21 protein-coding genes are annotated in these 21248 nt (G+C 69.0%); 2 read left to right on the top strand and 19 right to left on the bottom strand.

Going from position 1 to position 21248, the window contains the following annotated elements:
- Positions 1–71: 71 nt before the first annotated feature.
- Genes hisH through HUS56_RS04355 form a run of 4 tightly spaced genes read right to left on the bottom strand, consistent with a single transcriptional unit; the run spans position 72 to position 2850 of the window.
- On the bottom strand, positions 72–710 hold the full coding sequence (hisH, locus tag HUS56_RS04370) for an imidazole glycerol phosphate synthase subunit HisH (RefSeq protein ID WP_173922155.1): 639 nt from the start codon (positions 708–710) through the stop codon (positions 72–74).
- Positions 707–1321, bottom strand: a complete 615-nt coding sequence (hisB, locus tag HUS56_RS04365) for an imidazoleglycerol-phosphate dehydratase HisB (protein ID WP_173922154.1) — start codon at positions 1319–1321, stop codon at positions 707–709. The genes hisH and hisB overlap by 4 nt, the downstream gene beginning before the upstream one ends.
- Positions 1318–2418: a histidinol-phosphate transaminase gene (locus HUS56_RS04360; protein WP_173922153.1), complete on the bottom strand. Its 1101-nt coding sequence runs from the start codon at positions 2416–2418 to the stop codon at positions 1318–1320. The genes hisB and HUS56_RS04360 overlap by 4 nt, the downstream gene beginning before the upstream one ends.
- A gap of 45 nt (positions 2419–2463) precedes the next feature.
- On the bottom strand, positions 2464–2850 hold the full coding sequence (locus tag HUS56_RS04355) for a LysM peptidoglycan-binding domain-containing protein (protein WP_254431281.1): 387 nt from the start codon (positions 2848–2850) through the stop codon (positions 2464–2466).
- Positions 2851–3118: 268 nt separating this feature from the next.
- Here HUS56_RS04355 and lexA point away from each other — a divergent pair, with 268 nt between their 5' ends.
- Complete coding sequence (lexA, locus tag HUS56_RS04350) at positions 3119–3796, top strand: transcriptional repressor LexA (protein ID WP_173922185.1); 678 nt, start codon at positions 3119–3121, stop codon at positions 3794–3796.
- A 9-nt stretch (positions 3797–3805) separates the two neighbouring features.
- On the opposite strand, the gene HUS56_RS04345 is transcribed toward lexA, so the two are convergent.
- Both HUS56_RS04345 and hflX read right to left on the bottom strand, forming a co-directional pair.
- Entirely contained in the window at positions 3806–4561 is a 756-nt protein-coding gene (locus tag HUS56_RS04345; protein WP_173922152.1) for an alpha/beta fold hydrolase, read from the bottom strand.
- Between the two features lie 123 nt (positions 4562–4684).
- Positions 4685–6214 carry a GTPase HflX gene (hflX, locus tag HUS56_RS04340; protein ID WP_173922151.1) on the bottom strand — a complete coding sequence of 510 codons (1530 nt, stop codon included), beginning with the start codon at positions 6212–6214 and terminating at the stop codon, positions 4685–4687.
- A 42-nt stretch (positions 6215–6256) separates the two neighbouring features.
- Between hflX and HUS56_RS04335 the strand changes: the two genes are divergently transcribed.
- A complete protein-coding gene (locus HUS56_RS04335; protein ID WP_173922150.1) occupies positions 6257–6871 on the top strand; it encodes a class I SAM-dependent methyltransferase in 615 nt (204 codons plus the stop codon).
- Positions 6872–6896: 25 nt separating this feature from the next.
- Here the strand turns inward: HUS56_RS04335 and dapF are convergent, their stop codons facing one another.
- From dapF to dapA, 13 genes are all read right to left on the bottom strand, one after another.
- A complete protein-coding gene (gene dapF, locus HUS56_RS04330; RefSeq protein WP_173922149.1) occupies positions 6897–7778 on the bottom strand; it encodes a diaminopimelate epimerase in 882 nt (293 codons plus the stop codon).
- Positions 7779–7782: 4 nt separating this feature from the next.
- On the bottom strand, positions 7783–8703 hold the full coding sequence (gene miaA, locus HUS56_RS04325; protein WP_173922148.1) for a tRNA (adenosine(37)-N6)-dimethylallyltransferase MiaA: 921 nt from the start codon (positions 8701–8703) through the stop codon (positions 7783–7785).
- A 1-nt stretch (position 8704) separates the two neighbouring features.
- Complete coding sequence (gene miaB / locus HUS56_RS04320; protein ID WP_173922147.1) at positions 8705–10303, bottom strand: tRNA (N6-isopentenyl adenosine(37)-C2)-methylthiotransferase MiaB; 1599 nt, start codon at positions 10301–10303, stop codon at positions 8705–8707.
- Positions 10304–10315: 12 nt separating this feature from the next.
- Positions 10316–10996 (bottom strand): regulatory protein RecX, encoded by a 681-nt coding sequence (locus HUS56_RS04315; protein WP_173922146.1) that lies wholly within the window; start codon positions 10994–10996, stop codon positions 10316–10318.
- Between the two features lie 41 nt (positions 10997–11037).
- Positions 11038–12108 (bottom strand): recombinase RecA, encoded by a 1071-nt coding sequence (recA, locus tag HUS56_RS04310; protein ID WP_173922145.1) that lies wholly within the window; start codon positions 12106–12108, stop codon positions 11038–11040.
- Between the two features lie 267 nt (positions 12109–12375).
- The gene (locus HUS56_RS04305; protein ID WP_173922144.1) at positions 12376–12621 is read right to left on the bottom strand and encodes a DUF3046 domain-containing protein; all 246 of its coding nucleotides are present in this window, start codon (positions 12619–12621) and stop codon (positions 12376–12378) included.
- A 61-nt stretch (positions 12622–12682) separates the two neighbouring features.
- Entirely contained in the window at positions 12683–12991 is a 309-nt protein-coding gene (locus HUS56_RS04300; protein ID WP_173922143.1) for a helix-turn-helix domain-containing protein, read from the bottom strand.
- A 145-nt stretch (positions 12992–13136) separates the two neighbouring features.
- Positions 13137–13646 carry a CinA family protein gene (locus HUS56_RS04295; protein WP_173922184.1) on the bottom strand — a complete coding sequence of 170 codons (510 nt, stop codon included), beginning with the start codon at positions 13644–13646 and terminating at the stop codon, positions 13137–13139.
- 11 nt (positions 13647–13657) lie between these two features.
- Positions 13658–14260 (bottom strand): CDP-diacylglycerol--glycerol-3-phosphate 3-phosphatidyltransferase, encoded by a 603-nt coding sequence (pgsA, locus tag HUS56_RS04290; protein ID WP_173922142.1) that lies wholly within the window; start codon positions 14258–14260, stop codon positions 13658–13660.
- A gap of 52 nt (positions 14261–14312) precedes the next feature.
- Entirely contained in the window at positions 14313–17198 is a 2886-nt protein-coding gene (locus HUS56_RS04285; protein WP_173922141.1) for a DNA translocase FtsK, read from the bottom strand.
- A gap of 111 nt (positions 17199–17309) precedes the next feature.
- Positions 17310–18332, bottom strand: a complete 1023-nt coding sequence (locus HUS56_RS04280; protein WP_217423924.1) for an alpha/beta fold hydrolase — start codon at positions 18330–18332, stop codon at positions 17310–17312.
- A gap of 105 nt (positions 18333–18437) precedes the next feature.
- Positions 18438–20114, bottom strand: coding sequence for a ribonuclease J (locus tag HUS56_RS04275; protein ID WP_173922140.1), 1677 nt, complete (start codon positions 20112–20114; stop codon positions 18438–18440).
- A gap of 73 nt (positions 20115–20187) precedes the next feature.
- A complete protein-coding gene (dapA, locus tag HUS56_RS04270) occupies positions 20188–21162 on the bottom strand; it encodes a 4-hydroxy-tetrahydrodipicolinate synthase (protein WP_173922139.1) in 975 nt (324 codons plus the stop codon).
- Positions 21163–21248 lie beyond the last annotated feature (86 nt).

Raw genomic sequence — 21248 nt, 5'->3', positions numbered from 1 at the left:
TCACAACATCGTAGTCGGGTCGATCGCCCGCGGTCGGCTCGCGTACCAGGCATCCTCGCAGGACCCTGCCGTCAGCGCAGCGAACCCAGCCAGTTCGCGAGCAGGCGGATGCCGGCATCCGATGACTTCTCGGGATGGAACTGCGTCGCCGACAAGGGACCGTTCTCGACCGCGGCGAGGAAGCGGCCCCCGTGCTCGGCCCAGGTGAGCTTCGGCTTCACGAACGGCGGCGTGGCATCGAGCTGCCAGTCCTGGGCGGCGAAGGAGTGCACGAAGTAGAACCGCTCCCGCTCGATGCCGTCGAAGAGCACGGAGCCCTCGTCGGACTCGACGGTGTTCCATCCCATGTGCGGGAGCACTGGCGCCGGCAGCTCGGTCACGACCCCCGGCCATTCGCCGAGACCCTCGGTGTCGACGCCGCGTTCGACGCCACGCTCGAAGAGCACCTGCATGCCGACGCAGATGCCGAGCACCGGCCGGCCGCCGGCGAGCCGGCGATCGATGATCTCGTCGCCTCGCACGGCACGCAATTGCTGCATGACCGCGCGGAATGCTCCGACTCCGGGCACGACGAGCCCATCAGCCTCCATCGCGGCCGCGCGATCGGCCGTGACCTCGACCTCGGCGCCCGCGCGTTCGAGCGCCTTGGCCGCGGAGTGCACATTGCCCGAGCCGTACTCGAGCACCACCACGCGCTTGGCGCCGATCACAGTGCGCCCTTCGTGGAGGGGACGCCCGAGACGAGCGGATCGCGCGACTTCGCCTGCCGGAAGGCCCGAGCGAACGCCTTGAACTCGGCCTCCGCGATGTGGTGCGGGTCGCGGCCGCCGAGCACGGTGACGTGCACGGTGAGGCCCGCATTGAACGCGATGGCCTCGAAGACGTGCCGCACCATCGAACCCGTGAAGTGACCGCCGATGAGGTGGTACTCGAATCCGGCCGGTTCGCCCGTGTGCACGAGGAACGGTCGCCCCGAGATGTCGACGACGGCCTGGGCGAGCGCCTCGTCGAGCGGCACGAGGGCGTCGCCGTAACGGGAGATGCCGCGCTTGTCGCCGAGCGCCTGGCGGATGGCCTGGCCGAGCACGATGCCCACGTCCTCGACGGTGTGGTGCACGTCGATCTCGATGTCGCCTCGCGCCCGTACGGTGAGGTCGGTGAGCGAGTGCTTTGCGAACGCCGTGAGCATGTGGTCGTAGAACGGCACGGTCGTCTCGATATCGCTCGATCCCGATCCATCGAGGTTCAGCGAGAGGTCGATATTCGACTCGCTGGTCTCGCGCTGGACCCGAGCGGTTCGCGCTGCTCCGGCGGACGTCATGTGGCAATCCTATTCTCGGCCGACGACGCGACGGCCGCGAGGGCCTCGAGGAACGCCGTCGTCTCGGCCTCCGTTCCTGCGGTGACCCGGAGGCATCCGGGAAGCCCGACGTCGCGAATCAGGATGCCGCGCTCGAGGAGCGCTTCGAAGACGGCGGCCGGGTCATCGACGCCGCCGAACAGCACGAAATTCGACCCGCTCCGGTACGGGCGGAAGCCGAGGTTGGCCAGCTCGGTCGAGATCCGGTCTCGCTGGGCACGAATCTCGTCGACCATCGCCAGCATCTCGTCGGCGTGGGCCAGCGCCCCGAGAGCGGCCGCCTGGGTCAGGGCTGAAAGGTGGTAGGGCAGGCGAACAAGCCGAAGTGCGTCGATGACGACCGGATCTGCGGCGAGGTAGCCGACGCGAGCGCCGGCGAATGCGAAGGCCTTGCTCATGGTGCGCGAGACGATCAACCGAGGCCTGCCCTCGAGCAGCGTCAATGCACTCGGCGTGCCCGGGTCCGCGAACTCGAAGTACGCCTCGTCGACGACGACGATGCCGCGAGCGGCATCCGCGACTGCGCTGATCGTCTCGAGCGACAACGGGGTGCCGGTCGGATTGTTCGGCGCACAGAGCAGGACGACGTCGGGGTCGTGCTCGCGGACGGCGGCGACCGCGGTTTCGGGGCCGAGCTCGAAGTCATCGTCGCGTCCGGCGGTGACCCACGCCGTGCCCGTGCCGGAGGCGAGCAGCCCGTACATCGAGTAGGTCGGCGCGAAGCCGAGCGCCGCGCGGCCCGGTCCCCCGAACGCCTGGAGGATGTGCTGGAGCACCTCGTTGGATCCGTTCGCCGCCCAGATGCGGTCGATGCCGAGTCCGTGACCGAGGTATCGGGCGAGTGCGCCGCGGAGTTCGGAGAACTCGCGGTCGGGGTACCGGTTCAGGTGGAGGATCGCGGCGGCGACCCGGGCCACGATGTCATGCGCGACGTCCTCGGGAATGGGATGGGTGTTCTCGTTGACGTTGAGTGCGACCGGAACGGCTTGCTGGGGTGCGCCGTAGGGAGTGCGTCCGCGGAGGTCGTCTCTGATGGGCAGGTCTTCGAGGCTCGTCACCAGTCCATGCTAGCTACGAGCCGCTGAGCGGCCGGGCTCGCATCGTCAGGGAGCGAGCGGGAGCGCGAGACGCTGACCCGGCTCGAGGACGGCGTCGGCAAGGCCGTTCAGCCGGATGATCTCGTCGACCACGACACGAGGATCGGCTTCGGGCGCGATCGATTCGGCGATGCCCCAGAGCGACTCGCCCTGATGCACCGTCACGTACTGGAACCGGGTCGACGCTCCCCCGCCGTCGGCATCGGCGGCGGCGCCTGCGGAACCCAGCACGCCGACGAGTGCCCACGTCACCAGGGGCAGCGCCGCGAGTGCCGTGAAGACGATACGCCCCCGTCGAGTGAGGCGGAGCCGGGTGGTCGGAATCGCCGACGCATCGCCATCGCCCTGGCGCATCGGAGCGCCGAATCCGCTCGATACCATCACTGCGCTCATCTCGCACCTCCTGATGAGGAGCCTCCGACCCTCGGGCCGGGAGGGCCGGAGGCGAATCTCTGTTCCGAATGTATCTTCGAATACTCGAACCCGCAAGCGAGAATCGCTCGAACTCCGCGCAACGAATGGCACGACACACTCGAACGAATGTTTGCCGCTCACCCGTGGTACGGATACAGTTTCGAATGTCCGGTCACCAGTGGACCAGATACCACCGACATCCGGTCGCGAGCGGCCGCAACGAGGGGGCGAGAGCGTGAGCACCGACATCGACGACGTGCGGGAGGCCGGCCGGGGCCGGCGCCGCAAGAACCTGAGCGCGAAGCAGGTCGCGATCCTCGAGGTGATCCAGCGATCGGTGTCCACTCGCGGATACCCGCCCAGCATGCGCGAGATCGGCGACGCCGTGGGGCTCTCGTCGCTCTCGAGCGTCACGCATCAGCTGAACCAGCTCGAGCTCGCCGGATACCTCCGCCGCGACCCCAATCGTCCCCGCGCGCTCGAGGTGCTCATCGAGGTGCCCGGCACGACTGATCGGCCGGCGGAGTCGGGCGAACCGACCCCGGTCGGCGACGCCGCGATGGTGCCGCTGGTCGGTCGCATCGCCGCCGGCATCCCGATCACGGCTGAGCAGCAGATCGACGAGATCTTCCCGCTCCCCCGCCAGTTGGTCGGCAAGGGCGAGCTGTTCATCCTCAAGGTCGTCGGCGATTCCATGATCGACGCGGCCATCTGCGACGGCGACTGGGTGGTGGTCCGATCTCAGCCCACCGCCGAGAACGGTGAGATCGTCGCGGCGATGCTCGACGGGGAGGCCACGGTGAAGGTGTTCCGCCAGCGCGACGGCCACACGTGGCTGCTTCCGCGCAACAGCGCGTTCGAACCCATCCTCGGCGACGAGTCCGAGGTGCTCGGCAAGGTGGTCGCCGTGCTCCGCGCGGTCTGACCGTCCCCGTCAAGCCGGGCTCAGTGCCTTCGCGGGCTCCGCGCCCGTGTGGTTCCGGAGCCACCCCGTGATCGTCTCCATGAAGCCCGAGTGGTCGTCGCGGAAGACGGTGTGTCCCGTGCCCGCAACCGTCGCGACGGTCATGCCCTGGCGGCGCAGCTGCGACGCCACCCGCTCGGTGATCAGCAGGCTCTTCTCGGCGAGGACGACGAGGCTCGGAGCCACGAGTCGCATCGGCGGCACGAGCGGCCGTGTGTCAGCGAATCCGAGGATCGTACGGCGGTCCCAGTCGCGGAGGGTGGCGAGCTCGATGTCCACGTCGACCGGGTTCCACTTCGGGTTCATCCGCACGAGCGCCGCCCGCTTCGGTCGCGGTGCGATGGCGAAGAACAGCTTGAAGGCCAACCCGCGGATGCCGCGGGGGAACGAGAACGCAGGGTCGATGTAGATCGCGGCTCGCGGGGCCATGCGATCGGCGACGAGGCTCGCCACGAGCCCTCCGAGCGAGTGGCCCATGACGACGTCGGGAGGGCCGTCGAGCAGGGGCCCGAGCGTCTCGACCACATCGTCGGCCCATGCCGACGGCGAGTACCGAAGCGCGCGTGGGCTTCGTCCGTGGCCGGCGAGGTCGACCGCGATCACGCGAAAGCCGTGCTGTTCGAGCTCAGCCGTCACCCGGTGCCAGGCGCGTGAATCCGACATGATGCCATGGATGAGAATGGCCGTCTTCGTGCCGCTGCCAGATTCGTGAACCGCGAGTCGCATGCGACGACGCTATGCGACGCACCTGAGCGATCCCCCGGCAGCAACCGGGGGTTCCCCGACGAACCGGAATGTGCTAGCCCCACGAGCGACGAAGCTGAAGCCGCGCAGCGCGGCCCGACGACATCAGGCGTGCACGGATGCCGCAGCGAACTCGCTGAGCTGCGCGGCCTGTTCGGGCGACGCGAGCGCCCGGATGCGCGTCCCGTCATCGACGTAGGTCACCGACAGCACCCTGCCGGTCTCGTGGAGGGTCGACACCACGTCGCCCCGGTCGTACGGAACGAGCAGGTCGACCTCGACGGCGGGGTCGGGCAGCATGTCGGCAATGGCCGTGAGCACGTCGGGGATTCCCTCACCCGTGCGAGCCGAGGCGAACACCGCGTTCGGCTCCAGCCCGCGCAGCACGAGACGCTCCTCGGCTGTGATCAGATCGGCCTTGTTGAAGACGACGAGCTCGGGAATGCCGCGCGCGCCGACCTCACCGATGACGTCGCGCACGGTCGCGAGCTGGCCGGCGGGGTCGGGGTGGGCCGCATCGACGACGTGGACGATCAGGTCGGCCTCGCCGACCTCCTCGAGGGTCGAACGGAACGCCTCGACCAGCTGGTGCGGGAGGTTGCGCACGAATCCCACGGTGTCGGCGATCGTGTAGACGCGACCGTCGGCGGTGGTGTTCCGTCGCACCGTGGAATCGAGCGTGGCGAACAGCGCGTTCTCGACGAGCACGCCGGCGCCGGTGATGCGGTTCAGCAGGCTCGACTTGCCGGCGTTCGTGTACCCGGCGATCGCGACCGAGGGCACCGCGTTGCGCCGCCGGTTGGCACGCTTCGCCTCTCGAGCGGGCTTCATGCCGGCGATCTGGCGACGCAGCTTGGCCATGCGCGTATGGATGCGACGACGGTCGAGCTCGATCTTCGTCTCGCCCGGACCACGCGACCCCATGCCGGCGCCTGCACCACCGACCTGGCCACCGGCCTGGCGCGACATCGACTCACCCCAGCCTCGGAGGCGCGGAAGGAGGTACTCGAGCTGCGCCAGCTCGACCTGCGCCTTGCCCTCGCGGCTCTTGGCGTGCTGGCTGAAGATGTCGAGGATGACGGCCGTGCGGTCGATGACCTTCACCTTGACGACGTCTTCGAGTGCGCGCCGCTGACTGGGTGACAGCTCGGTGTCGGCCACGACGGTGTCGGCACCGAGCGCCGCGACCACATGTCGCAGCTCCTCGGCCTTGCCGCTGCCGAAGTACGTGCTGGGATCGGGATTCGGGCGACGCTGCAGCAATCCGTCGAGCACCCGGGCGCCTGCCGTTTCGGCGAGGGCGGCGAGCTCGCGCAACGAGTTCTCTGCCTCGAGCTGCGATCCCTGCGAGTACACGCCGATGAGCACGACGTTCTCGAGGCGCAGCTGGCGGTACTCGACCTCGCTGACGTCCTGCAGCTCGGTCGAGAGCCCGCCCACTCGGCGCAGGGCCGCGCGATCGTCACGGTCGAACTGGGCGCCGTCGGTCGAAGTGTCGGCCGTGGCATCCACCTGGTCGTGCTGGATGGCCGCCGCCTTGGCGGCGCCGAATCGCGCCACACCCGCCTTCGACTCGGCGGCGCGCAGCACCCGCTCGACGGCGTCGTCTGCAGTGCTCTGTTCGGCTTCCTTCATCTCGTCAACCCTACTTCCGATCGCGTGCGATAGCTTGCTTGCATGAGCTCCGACCACTACTTCTCCACCTCGCCTCGGAGCCGATTCGACACCCGCACCATCCGCGCGGTCCTTGCCGGACGCGAGGTCGACCTCGTCACCGCGCCGGGTGTCTTCAGCCCCGAACACCTCGACCAGGGCACCCGCGTGCTCCTCGACACGGTGCCCGCCCCGTCGGCCTCGGGCCACCTGCTCGATCTCGGTGCAGGATGGGGACCGGTCGCGCTGACGCTCGCCATGCGGGCTCCCGATGCCACGGTCTGGGCCGTCGACGTGAACGAACGCGCCCTCGACCTCGTACGCCGGAATGCAGCAAGACTCGGCATCACGAATATCAACACGGCCCTGCCCGACGATGTTCCCGCACAGATCGAATTCGCCACCATCTGGTCGAATCCTCCGATCCGGGTCGGAAAGCAGGAACTGCACGCGATGCTCGAGCGCTGGCTCTCGCGCCTGACCGGCGATGGCGAGGCATGGCTCGTGGTCGCCAAGCATCTGGGCGCCGAGTCCCTGCAGCGGTGGCTGGGCGACGTGCTCGGACTCGAGGTTGCGCGTGCCGCGACCTCGAAGGGGTTCCGCGTGCTCTCGGCTCGCCGCGCGGCGAGCACGAGATGACCGGTGCGACCGATCGTGACCGCGCTCAGGCCAGGCTGAGCACCCCGTCGAAGACCAGTTCGGCGGGACCTGAGAGCGCGGCGTGCTCTCCATCGGGTGCCTCGAACACGCGAACTCCGAGCACGCCACCCGGTACGTGCACGCGCCATTCGTTCGGTGCCCCCCGCCCCGCCCAGTGGCGCACCGCGAGGGCAGTCGCGACGGCTCCCGTGCCGCACGAGAGCGTCTCGCCGGATCCCCGTTCGTGCACGCGCATGCGAACCCGTCCGACCGCGTCTTCGATGAGCGGATCGGCCGGAACCACGAACTCGACGTTCGCTCCGCCCTCGGGATGCGGATCGAGGATCGGCTGATAGCCGAGATCCAGCTCGGCGAGTTCGTCGTCGTCGGCAAGGGCCACGACGACGTGCGGGTTGCCGACATCGATGCCGAGGCCGGGCCGCGGCACGTCGAGGTTCTTCGCGCGAACCAGCGGGTCTTCGCCCGTGAGCCGCCACCTTCCGAGGTCGGCTTCGTAGCCGCCGCGGCTGCGCCTCACGGTGCGAACGCCGGCGCGCGTGCCGATGGCGATGGACCCATCGGCCGGAAGGTCGGCGAAGCCCTGGTCGAGGAGGTAGCTCGTGTACACACGGATGCCGTTGCCGCACATCTCGGAGACCGAGCCGTCGGCGTTCCAGTAGTCCATGAACCAGACGGCGTGCGGATTCTCGGCAAGTGCGGCGGCGCCCGCCTCGAGGTTCGCCGATCGCACGGCACGGATCACCCCGTCGGCGCCGACACCGAAGCGACGATCGCACATCGCGACGATCTGCGTGGGCGTCAACTCGGTGACGCCCTCGGGGTCGCTGAAGAGCACGAAGTCGTTGCCGGTGCCCTGCCCCTTGGTGAATCGCAGATCGAACGACATCCGATCAGTCTAGGGCCGCCTGGCGGGCGAGCTCTGCCCTGCGGGCGACGAGGTCGTCGGCGTCGATCGCCACCGCGTCGGCGTACCTGCGGAACCACCCGACCTGCCGCCTGGCGTACGTGCGGGTGAGTTGCTGCGTCTGGGCGATCGCCTCGGCACGCGATATCCGGCCGTGCAGTTCTGCCAGCGCTTGTGCGTACCCGATCGCCTTGCGAGCGGTCACGCCGTGCTCGAGGCCCCGTGGGATGAGTGCGCGAACCTCGTCCACGAGTCCGTCCTCCCACATGCCGGAGGCGCGGGCGTCGAGTCGTTCGACGAGTTTCGACCGTTCGCTTCGAAGGTGCACGATGCGATGCGGTCGCCACGGCACAGGGTCGTCGGGAAGCCGCGCCGCCTTGGGCTCCCCGGTGAGCTCGATGACCTCGAGCGCACGCACGATGCGACGTGCGTTCTGCGGGTCCACACTCGCCGCGGTCTCGGCATCGATGGCACGCAGCCGAGCATGCAGGAGGCCCGGACCCAGCGCCGCGAGGTCGGCCTCGAGGCGCGCGCGGATCGAGGCATCCGTGCCCGGGAAGCGGAAGTCGTGGATGACGGACGACACGTACAGACCCGACCCACCGACCAGCAGGGCGAGCCCGCCTCGCGACATGATCTCGTCGATCACCGTGCGGGCGGCCCGCTGGTACTCGGCGACGGATGCCTCGTCGGTGACCTCGAGGACGTCGAGGAGGTGGTGGGGAACGCCGCGGCGCTGGTGCATGGGCACCTTGGCCGTGCCAATGTCCATGCCGCGATACAGCTGCATCGCGTCGGCGTTCACGACCTCGGCGACCCGGCCGACCTCGTCGAAGGCCTCTGCGAGGTCGAGAGCGAAGTCGGACTTGCCCGTGCCGGTGGCGCCGACGATCGCGATGAGCGTCACGTCAGCGCTGTGCGTCGCTCGGGTCGTAGATCGGCATCGTGCCGACACCCGGCGCAATGAGCGGCTCGGCCCCGCGAGTTCGCAGCGTCGGCAGCCCGAGCGAGACGCGACCCTGACCGGATGCCGCGGCTCCTGGGGTCGGCACGGCGCAGCTGTCGGCCTGTTCGCGGTCCCACGCGTCGCCGGCGCGCGTGCGGCGGATACGCAGCGGCGCATCGTCGACGGAGTCGGCGAGCAGGTGGAACGGAGCGGCCTGCGTGATCGTCACCGAGACGACGTCGCCCGGACGCGGAAGCTCGGATCGCTCGGGCACCTCGAAGTGCACGAGCCGGCTGTCTTCCGCCCTTCCGCTCAGGCGATGCGTCTCGGCGTCCTTCTTGCCCTCACCGGTGGAGACCAGCACTTCGACGGAACGCCCGACGAGCGCCTGGTTCTCCTCCCACGAGATGCGCTCCTGCAGTGCCGCGAGGCGCTCGTATCGCTCCTGCACGACCTCCTTCGGGACCTGGTCCGGCATGGTCGCGGCGGGTGTGCCCGGACGGATCGAGTACTGGAAGGTGAAGGCCGAGGCGAACCGAGCTGCCTCGACCACCCGGAGCGTCTCTCGGAAGTCCTCCTCGGTCTCTCCGGGGAAGCCGACGATGATGTCGGTCGAGATCGCCGCGTGCGGGATCTTGGCCCGAACCCGGTCGAGGATGCCGAGGAATCTCTCGGATCGGTACGAGCGGCGCATCGCCTTCAGGATGCGATCGGAGCCCGACTGCAGTGGCATGTGGAGTTGCGGCATCACCGTGGGCGTCTCGGCCATCGCATCGATGACGTCGTCGGTGAACGCCGCCGGGTGCGGGCTCGTGAACCGGATCCGCTCGAGACCGTCGATCTCGCCAGCCGCACGGAGGAGCTTGCCGAACGCCTGCCGGTCGCCGAACTCGACGCCGTACGAGTTGACGTTCTGGCCGAGCAACGTGACCTCGATCGCGCCGTCATCGACCAGCGCCTGGATCTCGGCGAGGATCTCGCCTGGCCGGCGGTCCTTCTCCTTGCCGCGGAGCGCCGGCACGATGCAGAACGTGCAGGTGTTGTTGCATCCGACCGAGATCGACACCCAGCCGCTGTAGGTGGAGTCGCGCTTGGTCGGCAGTGTCGAGGGGAAGACCTCGAGCGCGTCGAGGATCTCGAGCTGCGCCTCGTCGTTGTGCCGCGCCCGTTCGAGGAGGCTCGGGAGCGAGCCCATGTTGTGCGTGCCGAAGACGACGTCGACCCACGGCGCCTTCTCGAGGATGACGTGCTTGTCCTTCTGGGCGAGACAGCCGCCGACGGCGATCTGCATGCCCTGGTGGCGGCGCTTCACGCCGGCGAGGTGCCCGAGATTGCCGTAGAGCTTGTTGTCGGCGTTCTCTCGGACGGCGCAGGTGTTGATGACGACGACGTCGGGCTCGACCCCCTCTGCCGGCACGTATCCGGCCGCCTCGAGCGAGCCGCTGAGCCGTTCGGAGTCGTGCACGTTCATCTGGCACCCGAACGTTCGCACCTCGTACGTGCGCGGAGTGGCCGTCGTCTCGATGGCCTCGCCGGGCGAGACCTGGTGAAGGGTGCTCATGATCGCACCAGTCTACGAGTCGTCGGCCCCGAGGACCGCCCTCACCGCCTCACGGACGACGCCGCTGGAGTACCCGCGGCGCTGGAGGAACGCCGAGAGACGCCGCTCGGCCGTCTGGCGGTCGAGCCCGGCGAGCTGCCGCACGCGACGTTCGGCCGCGGCGAGGGCGTTTCGCCGTTCGATGTCGGGATCGAGCTCATCGACTGCGGCGCGCGCAGCGGCAGCGTCGACTCCACGACGAGTGAGCTCGTGCAGGATCGCAACACTGCCCCGACCACGCCGCGCCCCGTTCACGTACACGAGCTGCTCAGCCAGCCGGGCATCGTCGAGGTACCCGAGCCGCTCGTAGCGCTCGATCCACTCCTCGATCTCGGCCTCATCGAGTCCGTGCTCGGTGAGCACGGCCCGCACCTCGGCCACCGACAGGGCGGACCGCCGCAGCCGGGATACGACGAGTCGGTCGATGCGGGCATCACGCTCGGCGCCGGTCTCATCGTGGCCCTCGACCGCTTCGTCAGCCCGCACGGTCGACAGTGGCACCGGTCGTGGACTGCCGCCGGAGCGGGCGGCGCCGAATCGGTCGCGATCACGATCACGATCGCGACGCCGAGCCGGTGACTCGCTGCCTCGGTCGCCCGGCGTCGCCCACGGCAGGTACGAGACCGGGGCGAGGTGCTCGGATGCGTCGCTCATGCCACTCCCCTCCCCGATCTCGTTCGTGCCCTCCCGCCTGCTCAGGCGCCCTTGCGCCCGAGCTTCGTCTCGATGGACTCGACGTTCGACGCCGTCGCGGGTGCCTGACCGGCGGTCGCGCCGATGCCGAGCTTGGCGAGGATCTTCTTCTCAATGTCTGCTGCGATGTCGGGGTTCTGCAGCAGGAAATTGCGGGCGTTCTCTTTGCCCTGCCCGAGCTGATCGCCGTCGTAGGTGTACCAGGCACCGGACTTCTTCACGATGCCCTGGTCGACGCCGTAGTCGATGAGACTGCCCTCGCGCGAGATGCCCACCCCGTAGAGGATGTCGAACTCAGCCTGCTTGAAGGGGGGTGCCATCTTGTTCTTCACGACCTTGACGCGCGTGCGGTTGCCGACCGCATCGGCGCCGTCTTTCAGGGTCTCGATGCGGCGGATGTCGAGCCGCACCGACGCGTAGAACTTGAGCGCCTTGCCGCCCGCGGTGGTCTCGGGACTGCCGAAGAACACACCGATCTTCTCGCGGAGCTGGTTGATGAAGATCGCGGTGGTCTTCGTCTGGTTGAGCCCGCCCGTGAGCTTGCGGAGGGCCTGCGACATGAGACGCGCCTGAAGGCCGACGTGCGAATCGCCCATCTCGCCTTCGATCTCGGCCCGGGGAACGAGCGCCGCCACCGAGTCGATGACGACGAGGTCGATCGAGCCCGAGCGGATGAGCATGTCGGCGATCTCGAGCGCCTGCTCACCGGTGTCGGGCTGCGAGACGAGCAGGGAATCGATGTCGACGCCGAGCTTCTTCGCGTAGTCGGGGTCGAGCGCATGCTCGGCGTCGATGAACGCCGCGATGCCGCCGGCTCGCTGGACGTTGGCGATGGCGTGGAGCGTGAGCGTGGTCTTGCCCGATGACTCGGGACCGTAGATCTCGATGATGCGGCCGCGGGGAAGCCCGCCGACGCCGAGTGCCACATCGAGCGCGATCGATCCGGTGGGGATGACCTCGACTGGAGCACGCTCCTCACTGCCGAGGCGCATGACCGAGCCCTTGCCGAACTGGCGGTCGATCTGCGCGAGTGCCGTCTCGAGGGCTTTCTCGCGGTCTGCAGGTGATGGCATTGCTGGGCTCCTTCGATGCTCGATGCTGCTGCCTCTAGGCTGTCGTTCCACGTACGGGCCCGACTCGTAAGCGCTGCCCGCGCGTCTTCCGACAAGGCGGTTGCGGTGTGTTCCGACGCATCGACCGTATGGCCGACCACCGACATCCATCGCCCGGCTGAGCGGAGATGTGAGCAGTCGCGTCATCCCTCCTGCTGTTGAGGAGAGCCTAGTAGCACACCCGAACGGATGTTCGAAGACACGCCCGCGTGTCGAACGCGTCTTCGGTCAGCGAGCACCCCCGGGTCGGCGCGCGCCCGGCTCACGGCGGCCGACGCCGTGTCGACGCTCGGGCGGAACATCGGTCGCCTCGCACAGTGCGAGCCAGACGTCGCGGGGAGGGACTCCGGCGGCGAGGGCTTCGCGCGCGGTTCGGCCGCCGACACGCTCGAGCACGAGGTCGTTGACGACCACTCCCCCGTACGCGGGACCGAACTCGTGGTCGACCGCGATCTGGAACTCGCTCAGCTTCATGAGATGTCTCCGGAGACGACGTCGGCCGGTCCGAAGACCGGCCGACGCACGAATGCCTGGATCAGCGAACCATCATGTCCGCATCGAACTCCGCCACGAGCTCGTCGGGCAGGCTGTCGGGAACGACGGCCATGCCTTCGAGTACGGCGATACGGTCGCCGACCTCGTGCATGATGACGGAGATGGGGGTGTCGAGGGCCTCGGCCACCGACGCGAGGATCTCGGACGAGGCCTCTTTCTGGCCACGCTCGACCTCGCTGAGGTACCCGAGCGCGACGCTGGCCTTGGACGCCACCTGTCGAAGGGTGCGCCCCTTCTGCAGACGGAAGTCCCTCAGCACGTCGCCGATTTCCTGTCGAACCAGAACCATCGGGAACCTCCTTCAATCTGCCTGCGGCTCCGCCGGAGCCGGAAACGGGAGAGCCAGTCTAGCCGACTCTCGTGGCTTCCAATCTAGCGTTGCACACTGGGCCTTTCGTGTGAACTCGACACCTGTAACAGGTTGTTCACGAAGGTTATTCCGCCCTGCCGGACAACTGCGCGAGCTCGTCGCGCGCCGCGGAGATCGCCTCGGCGACGGCGGCCCGGCGCACGGCCGGCCGGTCGCCCGACAGCTGGAGTGCCACCGATCGGATGCCGCGTCCACTCGCGACCCCGAGGTACACGGTGCCCGGCTCACGACCGTCCTGCGGGTCGGGGCCCGCTGCCCCCGTGGTGGCCAGGCCGAGGTCGGCCGCGCGGCCATCGACGGCGCACGCACTCCGCACCCCGTCGGCCATCTGGCACGCGACGTCGGGATCGACCGCACCCCGCTCGGCGAGGAGCTCCGCGTCGACACCCAGCAGGGAGTGCTTCAGCGGGGTCGCATACGCCACCACGCCCCCGTTCACGACGAGCGACGCGCCCGGCACGTCGACGAGTGCTGCCGTGAGCATCCCGCCGGTGAGCGACTCGGCGACGGCGATCGTCAGCCGGCGCTCGGTCAGTTCCCCGATGAGGGCGACCGCGTCCTCGGAGGGCGACATCCGCTCCTCGCTCACCGCGCCTGTCCTCGGTGCTCGCGGGCCAGACGGAACGCCTCACGCACGTACAGCAGACCCGACCAGACCGTGAGCACGAGGGCCGCGATCATGAACGCCCAGTTCACCCAGATGATCCAGTCGCCCACGACCGTCCAGAGGGGCGCGAGGAACAGCGCGATCGCGATCGCCTGCGTGAGCGTCTTCAGCTTGCCGCCCGAGGACGCCGGCACGACCGTGCCGCGACCGAGTTCCACCAGGCGCCACACCGTGATGCCGACCTCCCGCACGACGATCACGATCGTGATCCACCACGGAAGGTCGCCGAGGATCGAGAGGCAGACCAGCGCGCCGCTCGTGAGCAGCTTGTCAGCGATCGGGTCGAGGATCTTGCCGAGATCGGTGATGAGTCCGCGCGAGCGGGCGAGCCATCCATCCACCCAGTCGGTGGAGATCGCCACGATGAAGATCACCGCCGCCCACCAGCGCATGGGCCCGTTCTGCCCGGCGTCGGCCAGCAGAAGCCAGAAGAACAGCGGCGCCATGAGGATCCGCACGACCGTGATCGTGTTCGGCAGGTTCCAGTTCGCGGCGCCTGCCCGGCTCACGGGAGCAGTCATGGCCTCAGCCTATCCGCGAGCGGGGAGAGCCGAGCGACGGAGGTCGTGCACGTCATTCCCGGCCGGTGAGGCCCCAGGCGTCTTCGTCGGAATCGGCTTCGAACTCGGCGCGGCCGTTCGTCGCCCGCCCGACGGCATCGTCGTCGTAGCGATCGTCAGGTGCGCCGTACACCTCTTCGGCGGCCGATGCGGGAGATGCAGACGTCGACGTCGGGACCGAACCGCTGGGCTCGTCGCCCCGGAGTCGGGCGAGCACGCCGGGCAGCTGCTCGGCGGTCACGAGCACGTCGCGAGCCTTCGAACCTTCGGACGGACCGACGATCTCGCGCGATTCGAGGAGGTCCATCAGCCGCCCCGCCTTCGCGAACCCGACCCGGAGCTTGCGCTGGAGCATCGACGTCGAGCCGAACTGGGTGGAGACGACGAGCTCTGCGGCGGCGAGCAGCAGCTCGAGGTCGTCGCCGATGTCGGCATCGATCTCTTTGCGCTCGACGGCGGCCGCGACATCCTGCCGATACTCGGGACGCGCCTGCTGCGTGACGTGCTTCACGACGCGCACGATCTCGGCCTCGGTCACCCATGCGCCCTGGACCCGAATCGGCTTGGACGCCCCCATGGGGAGGAACAGCGCGTCGCCCTGCCCGATGAGCTTGTCGGCGCCCGGCTGGTCGAGGATGACGCGCGAGTCGGTGACGCTCGTCACGGCGAAGGCGAGCCGCGACGGCACGTTCGCCTTGATGAGGCCGGTCACCACGTCGACCGACGGGCGCTGCGTGGCCAGCACGAGGTGGATGCCGGAGGCGCGGGCGAGCTGGGTGATGCGCACGATCGAATCCTCGACGTCGCGCGGGGCGACCATCATGAGGTCGGCGAGCTCGTCGACGACGACGAGCAGGTAGGGGTAGGGCTTGAGCCTGCGCTCCGAACCCGCCGGCAGCACGATCTCGTCGTTGACCACGGCCTTGTTGAAGTCGTCGATGTGACGGAACCCGAACGACGCGAGGTCGTCGTAGCGCATGTCCATCTCCTTCACGACCCACTGCAGCGCCTCGGCTGCCTTCTTCGGATTCGTGATGATGGGCGTGATGAGGTGCGGTACGCCGGCGTACGGGGCGAGTTCCACGCGCTTCGGGTCGATGAGCACCATGCGCACGTCGGACGGCTTCGCCCGCATGAGCAGCGAAGTGATCATGGAGTTCACGAAGCTCGACTTGCCCGACCCGGTGGATCCGGCGACGAGCAGGTGCGGCATCTTCGCGAGATTGGCGACGACGTAGCCGCCACCGACGTCTTTTCCGACGCCGATCGTCATCGGGTGGCGGGCGTTGACGGCTGCGCCCGACCGGAGCACGTCGCCGAGCGTCACCGTTTCGCGGTCGGCGTTCGGGATCTCGACGCCGATCGCGCTCTTGCCCGGGATCGGCGAGAGGATGCGCACCTCGTTCGAGGCGACGGCGTAGGCCAGGTTCTTCGAGAGGGCCGTGACGCGTTCGACCTTCACGCCGGGACCGAGCTCGATCTCGTACTGCGTGACGGTGGGGCCGCGCGAGAACCCGGTCACCTTCGCATCGACCTGGAACTGGTCGAGCACCGCGGTGATCTGCCGGACGACGTCGTCGTTGACGGCGGACCGGGATTTCGCGGGAGCGCCGGCGGCGAGCGTCGATGCTGCCGGCAGGTGGTAGGGGCGCTCGGGCGCGGATGCCGCGGCCTCGTCGACCGCGGCGGCGTCGCCTGCCGCGTCGGACGTGCCTGCATCGCCGTCGCCCGACGGGTCGAACACGGAGAGCACGCCGGTCGCCCCGCCATCGTCGCCACGGAGGCCGGTGCCGCCGCGCGGCACGTCGCCCGTGTAGCGCTGGAGCGCCGATTCGGCGCGCTCGAGCTCGCCGAGCACCTCGGTACCGTACGAGGTGGCCCCACCCCCCGCTCCCTCGATCGGGGACTCGAAGCTGCCGGCCGCGGACCCGGGCCCGAACACCTCGGTGATGCCGTCGACACCACTCGACTGGAACGCGGGGTCCTCTTCACGATTGGAGTCGTTGCGCCGCCACCACGGCAGGAGCCCGGTGCGCTCGGGCTCGTCGTCGGTCCCGTCGATGCCGTCGAGCTCGACCTGGGCGGCCTTGCGGCGCTCACGCCTCGAGGGCTTGGGTGCGGCATCCGTCGACGGGTCGTCGGGTTCGGGCGCGCCGAACAGCCACGCGTAGAGCTCGCGGGACCGTGCGGGGATGCGGTTCGGCGGCGTCTTCGTGATGATGAGCACCGACAGAGCGAGGACGAGCACGATGACGATCGCCGCGCCGACCTCGGTGATGAGCAGGATCAACGGCTGCGCCAGCATCCAGCCGAGGATGCCGCCGGCCCGTGCCAGCACCGCCATGCCGGCGCTCGGCTCGGGCTGGCCGCCGAACAGGTGGCACAGCCCTGAGACGGTGAGCAACAGCAGCCCGACGCCGATGCCGATGCGCGTGTTGTCGTGCACCGAGCTCGGGTGACGGAACAGCCACACGGCGAACAGCAGCATCACGACGGGCAGGGCGAATGCGACGCGGCCGAACAGGCCTCCGAACGTCCAGGAGTCGAGGGCCTGGGCGATGGGATCGTTGATGAGGAACCACTCGACCACGGCCCCCACGACAGCGAGCAGGACGATGAAGAACGGCAGGCCGTCGCGGCGCTCCTCCTTCTGGAGCGTCTCGGGACCGAGGGCACGTGCGGCACCGCCCACGAGGTGCGCGAGTCCCATCCACGCGCGCACGAGGACGCCCCGTCGGTCGGCGCCGGCGGACTTCGTCGCCTTGGTGCCTGCGGAACCGCGGGCCGTCGTCGCGGGAAGCTTCTTGGTCGGTGCGGTCTTGGCGCCGCCGCCCCGTGAGCTCCCGCCGCGCCCGGACGTGCCCGAGGCACGCCCGTTCGACCTGGTGCGCGTAGCCATGCCCACCACGTTACGGCCGACCGCCGACCGATCCCGACAGGACGCAGCGAGTGTTCGCGATCAGCCGTGGCCTCGCAACCGCGTCGACGACCCGCCGGCTCTCGTCGGCGGTCAGCGCATCGTGTTCCGGCCCTGCCGAACCGCTGCGACGACCTCGAGGATGGAATCCGACACGAGAACCGGATTCTCGAGCATGATGTCGTGACCGCTGTCGGTCTCGGTGATGTGCTCGGCCCCCGGCACGAGCTGGGCGACCTGGCGCTGGGAGACATCCTGCGCGTCGCGCGTCACCACATGGATGTCGGCAGGCAGGCCGGGTTGCGTCGGCGCAGGATAGGGCTGGTCGGCGGTGAGCACGACGAGCGGCATCGGATGGATGGATCGGTTCGCCTCGATCTCGTCGAGCGCGGCGTCGAAATCGACCCGTTCGTAGTCGGGGTACTCCACGATGATCTCGGCCGGCGTCGTGTTCCACGCGATCCACGATGGCCACAGGTCGGCCATGGCGTCGCGCAGCTCGGGTGAGAAGCTGTCCACCAGCACCATGCCCGCGACATCGTCGGGGTACTCGTGGGCGTAGTAGCGAGCGACCAGTCCCCCGTAGGAGTGGGCGGCGAGCACGAACGGCCCCGACTCGCCGGCCGCCTCCATCAGTGCGTGGAGGTCCGCCGCCGAACGCGACGGGGTGACCGGCTGCGGAACGGGATCACTGCGGCTGGGCCCACCCTCGGCCCTGGCCCGAGTCGTTCCCGGCCTGTCGTACGCGCACACCCGCGTCTCTTCGGCGATCGTCGGATGCACCGTCGGCTGCTCGCCGAGCGGGCTGTCCCAGAGATCGGCCGCGATTCCACCTCCGGAGATCAGGATCACCGTGGGCGACCCATGGCCCGTGCACTCGAGGTACATCTCGCGGCCGCCGATGTCGAACGTTCGGGCGAGGTCGGCTCGGTCGGCCGTAGCAGGGGCAGTGGCACTGTCCATCGATGGCGCGGTGCTCGTCGGCGTCGACGCGCACGCACCGCCGAGCAGCACGACGCCGACGACGAGTACGGCGACGCTCGGCTTCGTGACACGTGGAATCGCGTCGCGGCGTGCGGAACCCGACACGGCGAGGTGGTCGGCGGAACGGGACATGGCAACCTCCGAGGCTCGGAGATGACTGCCTCGCCCCAGATTCTCCGCGGGTGAACGCCCATCGTCAACTGGCCCGGGCGACGCGGCACGAAGGACCCGCCGCGACTACGCCTCGATGACCAGCGGCACGAGCATCGGGCGTCGGCGCAGGCGGCGGTTCACCCAGGTGCCGACCGTGCGCCGCACCGTCTGCTGCAGCGCGTGCTGGTCGCGCACCCCGTTCTGGGCGGCCTCGCGCAGCGCCGAGGAGATCTTCGGCTTGACCTCCTCGAACACGGCGTCGTCCTCGGCGAACCCGCGCGCGTGGATCTCGGGCCCGACGATGATTCGCCCGGTCGTGGCATCCACGACGATGATGACCGAGATGAAGCCCTCCTCGCCGAGGATGCGGCGATCCTTCAGGTCGGCGTCGGTGATCTCGCCCACGGTCGAGCCGTCGACGTAGACGAAGCCGAGATCGAGTTGCCCGGCAACCCGCACCTCGCCGTCACGCAGGTCGTAGACGGCGCCGTTCTCGCCGATGAACGTGTTCTGCTCGCGGATCCCGGTGTCGTGCGCGAGCTTCGCGTTGGCGAACAGGTGCCGATACTCGCCGTGGATCGGCAGCACGTTCTTCGGCTTGAGGATGTTGTAGCAGTAGAGCAGCTCACCGGCGGCGGCGTGACCCGAGACGTGCACCTTCGCGTTGCCCTTGTGCACCACGTTCGCGCCGAGCTTGGTGAGGCCGTCGATGACCCGGTAGACGGCGTTCTCGTTTCCGGGGATCAGGCTCGAAGCCAGGATGACCGTGTCACCCTCGCCGATCTCGATCTGGTGGTCTCGGTTCGCCATGCGGGACAGCACCGCCATCGGCTCGCCCTGCGAACCGGTCGACATGTAGACGATGCGATCGTCGGGGATGTCGCCGGCCCGCTTGTAGTCGACGAGCACACCCTCGGGAACCTTGAGGTAGCCGAGTTCGGCCGCGATGGTCATGTTGCGCACCATGCTGCGCCCCAGCAGGGCCACCCGGCGGCCGTTGAAGTGCGCCGCATCGAGCACCTGCTGCACCCGGTGCACGTGGCTCGAGAAGCTGGCGACGATGACGCGGCGTGGCGACCGCGCGATGACCTCGTCGAGCACGGGACCGATGGACCGCTCGAGCGGCGTGAAGCCCGGGATGTCGGCGTTGGTGGAATCGACCATGAAGAGGTCGACGCCCTCTGCGCCGAGGCGGGCGAACTCGCGGAGGTCGGTGAGGCGACCGTCGAGGGGCAGCTGGTCCATCTTGAAGTCGCCGGTGGCCAGCACGCTGCCCGCGCGGGTCTTGATCGCGACGGCGAGCGCGTCGGGGATCGAGTGGTTGACCGCGATGAACTCGAGGTCGAACGGGCCGATCCGCTCGCGCTGGCCCTCGGCCACCGTGAGCGTGTAGGGCTGGATGCGATGCTCCTTGAGCTTCGCCTCGACGAGCGCGAGCGTCAGCGTCGACCCGATGAGGGGGATGTCGGTCCGCTGGCGAAGCAGGTACGGCACCGCCCCGATGTGGTCTTCGTGGCCGTGGGTGAGCACGACGCCGACGATGTCGTCGAGACGCTCGCGGAGGAACCCGAAGTCGGGCAGGATCAGGTCGACGCCCGGCTGGTGCTCCTCTGGGAAGAGCACGCCGCAGTCGACGATGAGGATCTTGCCGTCGATCTCGTAGCTCGTCATGTTGCGGCCGACCTCGCCGAGGCCCCCGATGGGGATGATGCGGAGCGTTCCCGCTTCGAGCGGGGCGGGTTCGATGACGACGTCGGGCATGTGCCCTCCTCACGTGTGCGGTATTCGGTTCGTGCGGGGCCTTCATCGGCCCGGCGGATGCCTGGTGAGCGCGTCAGCGCGTCGTGCCCGCGACCTTCGGCAGCGCGCCGCCGGCGGCGGCATTGCGATCGGGGCGGAAGTTCTGGAAGTCGGCGCCCGGGATGCCGCTGACGAGACCGATCTCGTCCTCGATCAGCGCGGCCTCCCATTCCTCGGGGCCGACGAGCGGCAGGCGCACGCGCGGGCTGCCGATGCGGCCCAGTCCGTGCAGGATGTACTTGGTCGCGACGGTGCCGGGCACGTGCGTCATCACGGCGCGGACGAGCGGTTCCAGTCGCCGGTGCTCGGCGGTCGCCGCCGTGAGGTCGCCGCGGTTCACCGCGTCGACGATCGTGCGGTACGGCGCGGGCGCGATGTTCGCGGTCACGCCGATGAGGCCGGTGGCGCCGATGGAGAGATGCGGCAGCACGTTCGCGTCGTCGCCCGAGAAGTACATGAGGTCGGTCTGGTTCAGCACTCGGCTGACCTCGGAGAAGTCGCCCTTCGCATCTTTCACGGCGAGGATGTTCGGATGCTTCGCGAGACGCAGGATGGTCTCGTACCTGATCGGCACGCCCGTGCGCCCCGGGATGTCGTAGAGGATGACGGGGAGGTCGGTCGCATCGGCGACGAGCCGGAAGTGGGTGAGGATGCCGGCCTGGGTCGGCTTGTTGTAGTAGGGCGTGACGATCATGATGCCGTCGGCGCCTGCCTGCTCGCTGTGCTTGTAGAGCTCGATGGCGTGCGCGGTCTCGTTCGAACCGCCGCCGGTGATGATCTTGGCGCGGCCCGCCGCGACATCCTTTCCGACTTCGACCAGCCGGATCTTCTCGGGGTCGGTGAGCGTGGAGGTCTCGCCGGTGGTACCGGTGACGACGATGCCGTCGGCACCCGCCGTGATGACCTCGTCGATGTGCTGCTCGACCGCCGGCCAGTCGACCTCGCCGTCAGCCGTCATCGGCGTGACGAGCGCGACGAGCACCTGTCCGAACGGGTTCTCCTGAGTCACGTGCTCAAGGCTATCGTTCTGCCCGCCCGCACCGCTCCCATGCCGGCACGAAGCCTCGCGAGAGACGTCCTTCCTTTCAGGAGTCC

This window comes from Agromyces sp. Marseille-P2726, from assembly GCF_902809835.1.
In the GTDB taxonomy this organism is placed as follows: Bacteria; Actinomycetota; Actinomycetes; order Actinomycetales; family Microbacteriaceae; genus Agromyces.
This window is presented reverse-complemented; position numbering and strand designations above follow the sequence as displayed.

Coding starts and splice junctions, on each gene's coding strand:
- HUS56_RS04300 (WP_173922143.1), bottom strand. CDS start 12,991: ATGGTTCTGGTTCGACAGGAAATCGGCGACGTGCTGAGGGACTTCCGT.
- pgsA (WP_173922142.1), bottom strand. CDS start 14,260: ATGACTGCTCCCGTGAGCCGGGCAGGCGCCGCGAACTGGAACCTGCCG.
- HUS56_RS04275 (WP_173922140.1), bottom strand. CDS start 20,114: ATGCCCGACGTCGTCATCGAACCCGCCCCGCTCGAAGCGGGAACGCTC.
- miaB (WP_173922147.1), bottom strand. CDS start 10,303: ATGAGCACCCTTCACCAGGTCTCGCCCGGCGAGGCCATCGAGACGACG.
- HUS56_RS04335 (WP_173922150.1), top strand. CDS start 6,257: ATGAGCTCCGACCACTACTTCTCCACCTCGCCTCGGAGCCGATTCGAC.
- HUS56_RS04285 (WP_173922141.1), bottom strand. CDS start 17,198: ATGGCTACGCGCACCAGGTCGAACGGGCGTGCCTCGGGCACGTCCGGG.
- HUS56_RS04305 (WP_173922144.1), bottom strand. CDS start 12,621: ATGAAGCTGAGCGAGTTCCAGATCGCGGTCGACCACGAGTTCGGTCCC.
- HUS56_RS04345 (WP_173922152.1), bottom strand. CDS start 4,561: ATGCGACTCGCGGTTCACGAATCTGGCAGCGGCACGAAGACGGCCATT.
- hflX (WP_173922151.1), bottom strand. CDS start 6,214: ATGAAGGAAGCCGAACAGAGCACTGCAGACGACGCCGTCGAGCGGGTG.
- dapF (WP_173922149.1), bottom strand. CDS start 7,778: ATGTCGTTCGATCTGCGATTCACCAAGGGGCAGGGCACCGGCAACGAC.
- HUS56_RS04355 (WP_254431281.1), bottom strand. CDS start 2,850: ATGAGCGCAGTGATGGTATCGAGCGGATTCGGCGCTCCGATGCGCCAG.
- hisB (WP_173922154.1), bottom strand. CDS start 1,321: ATGACGTCCGCCGGAGCAGCGCGAACCGCTCGGGTCCAGCGCGAGACC.
- HUS56_RS04315 (WP_173922146.1), bottom strand. CDS start 10,996: ATGAGCGACGCATCCGAGCACCTCGCCCCGGTCTCGTACCTGCCGTGG.
- HUS56_RS04295 (WP_173922184.1), bottom strand. CDS start 13,646: ATGTCGCCCTCCGAGGACGCGGTCGCCCTCATCGGGGAACTGACCGAG.
- recA (WP_173922145.1), bottom strand. CDS start 12,108: ATGCCATCACCTGCAGACCGCGAGAAAGCCCTCGAGACGGCACTCGCG.
- HUS56_RS04280 (WP_217423924.1), bottom strand. CDS start 18,332: ATGTCCCGTTCCGCCGACCACCTCGCCGTGTCGGGTTCCGCACGCCGC.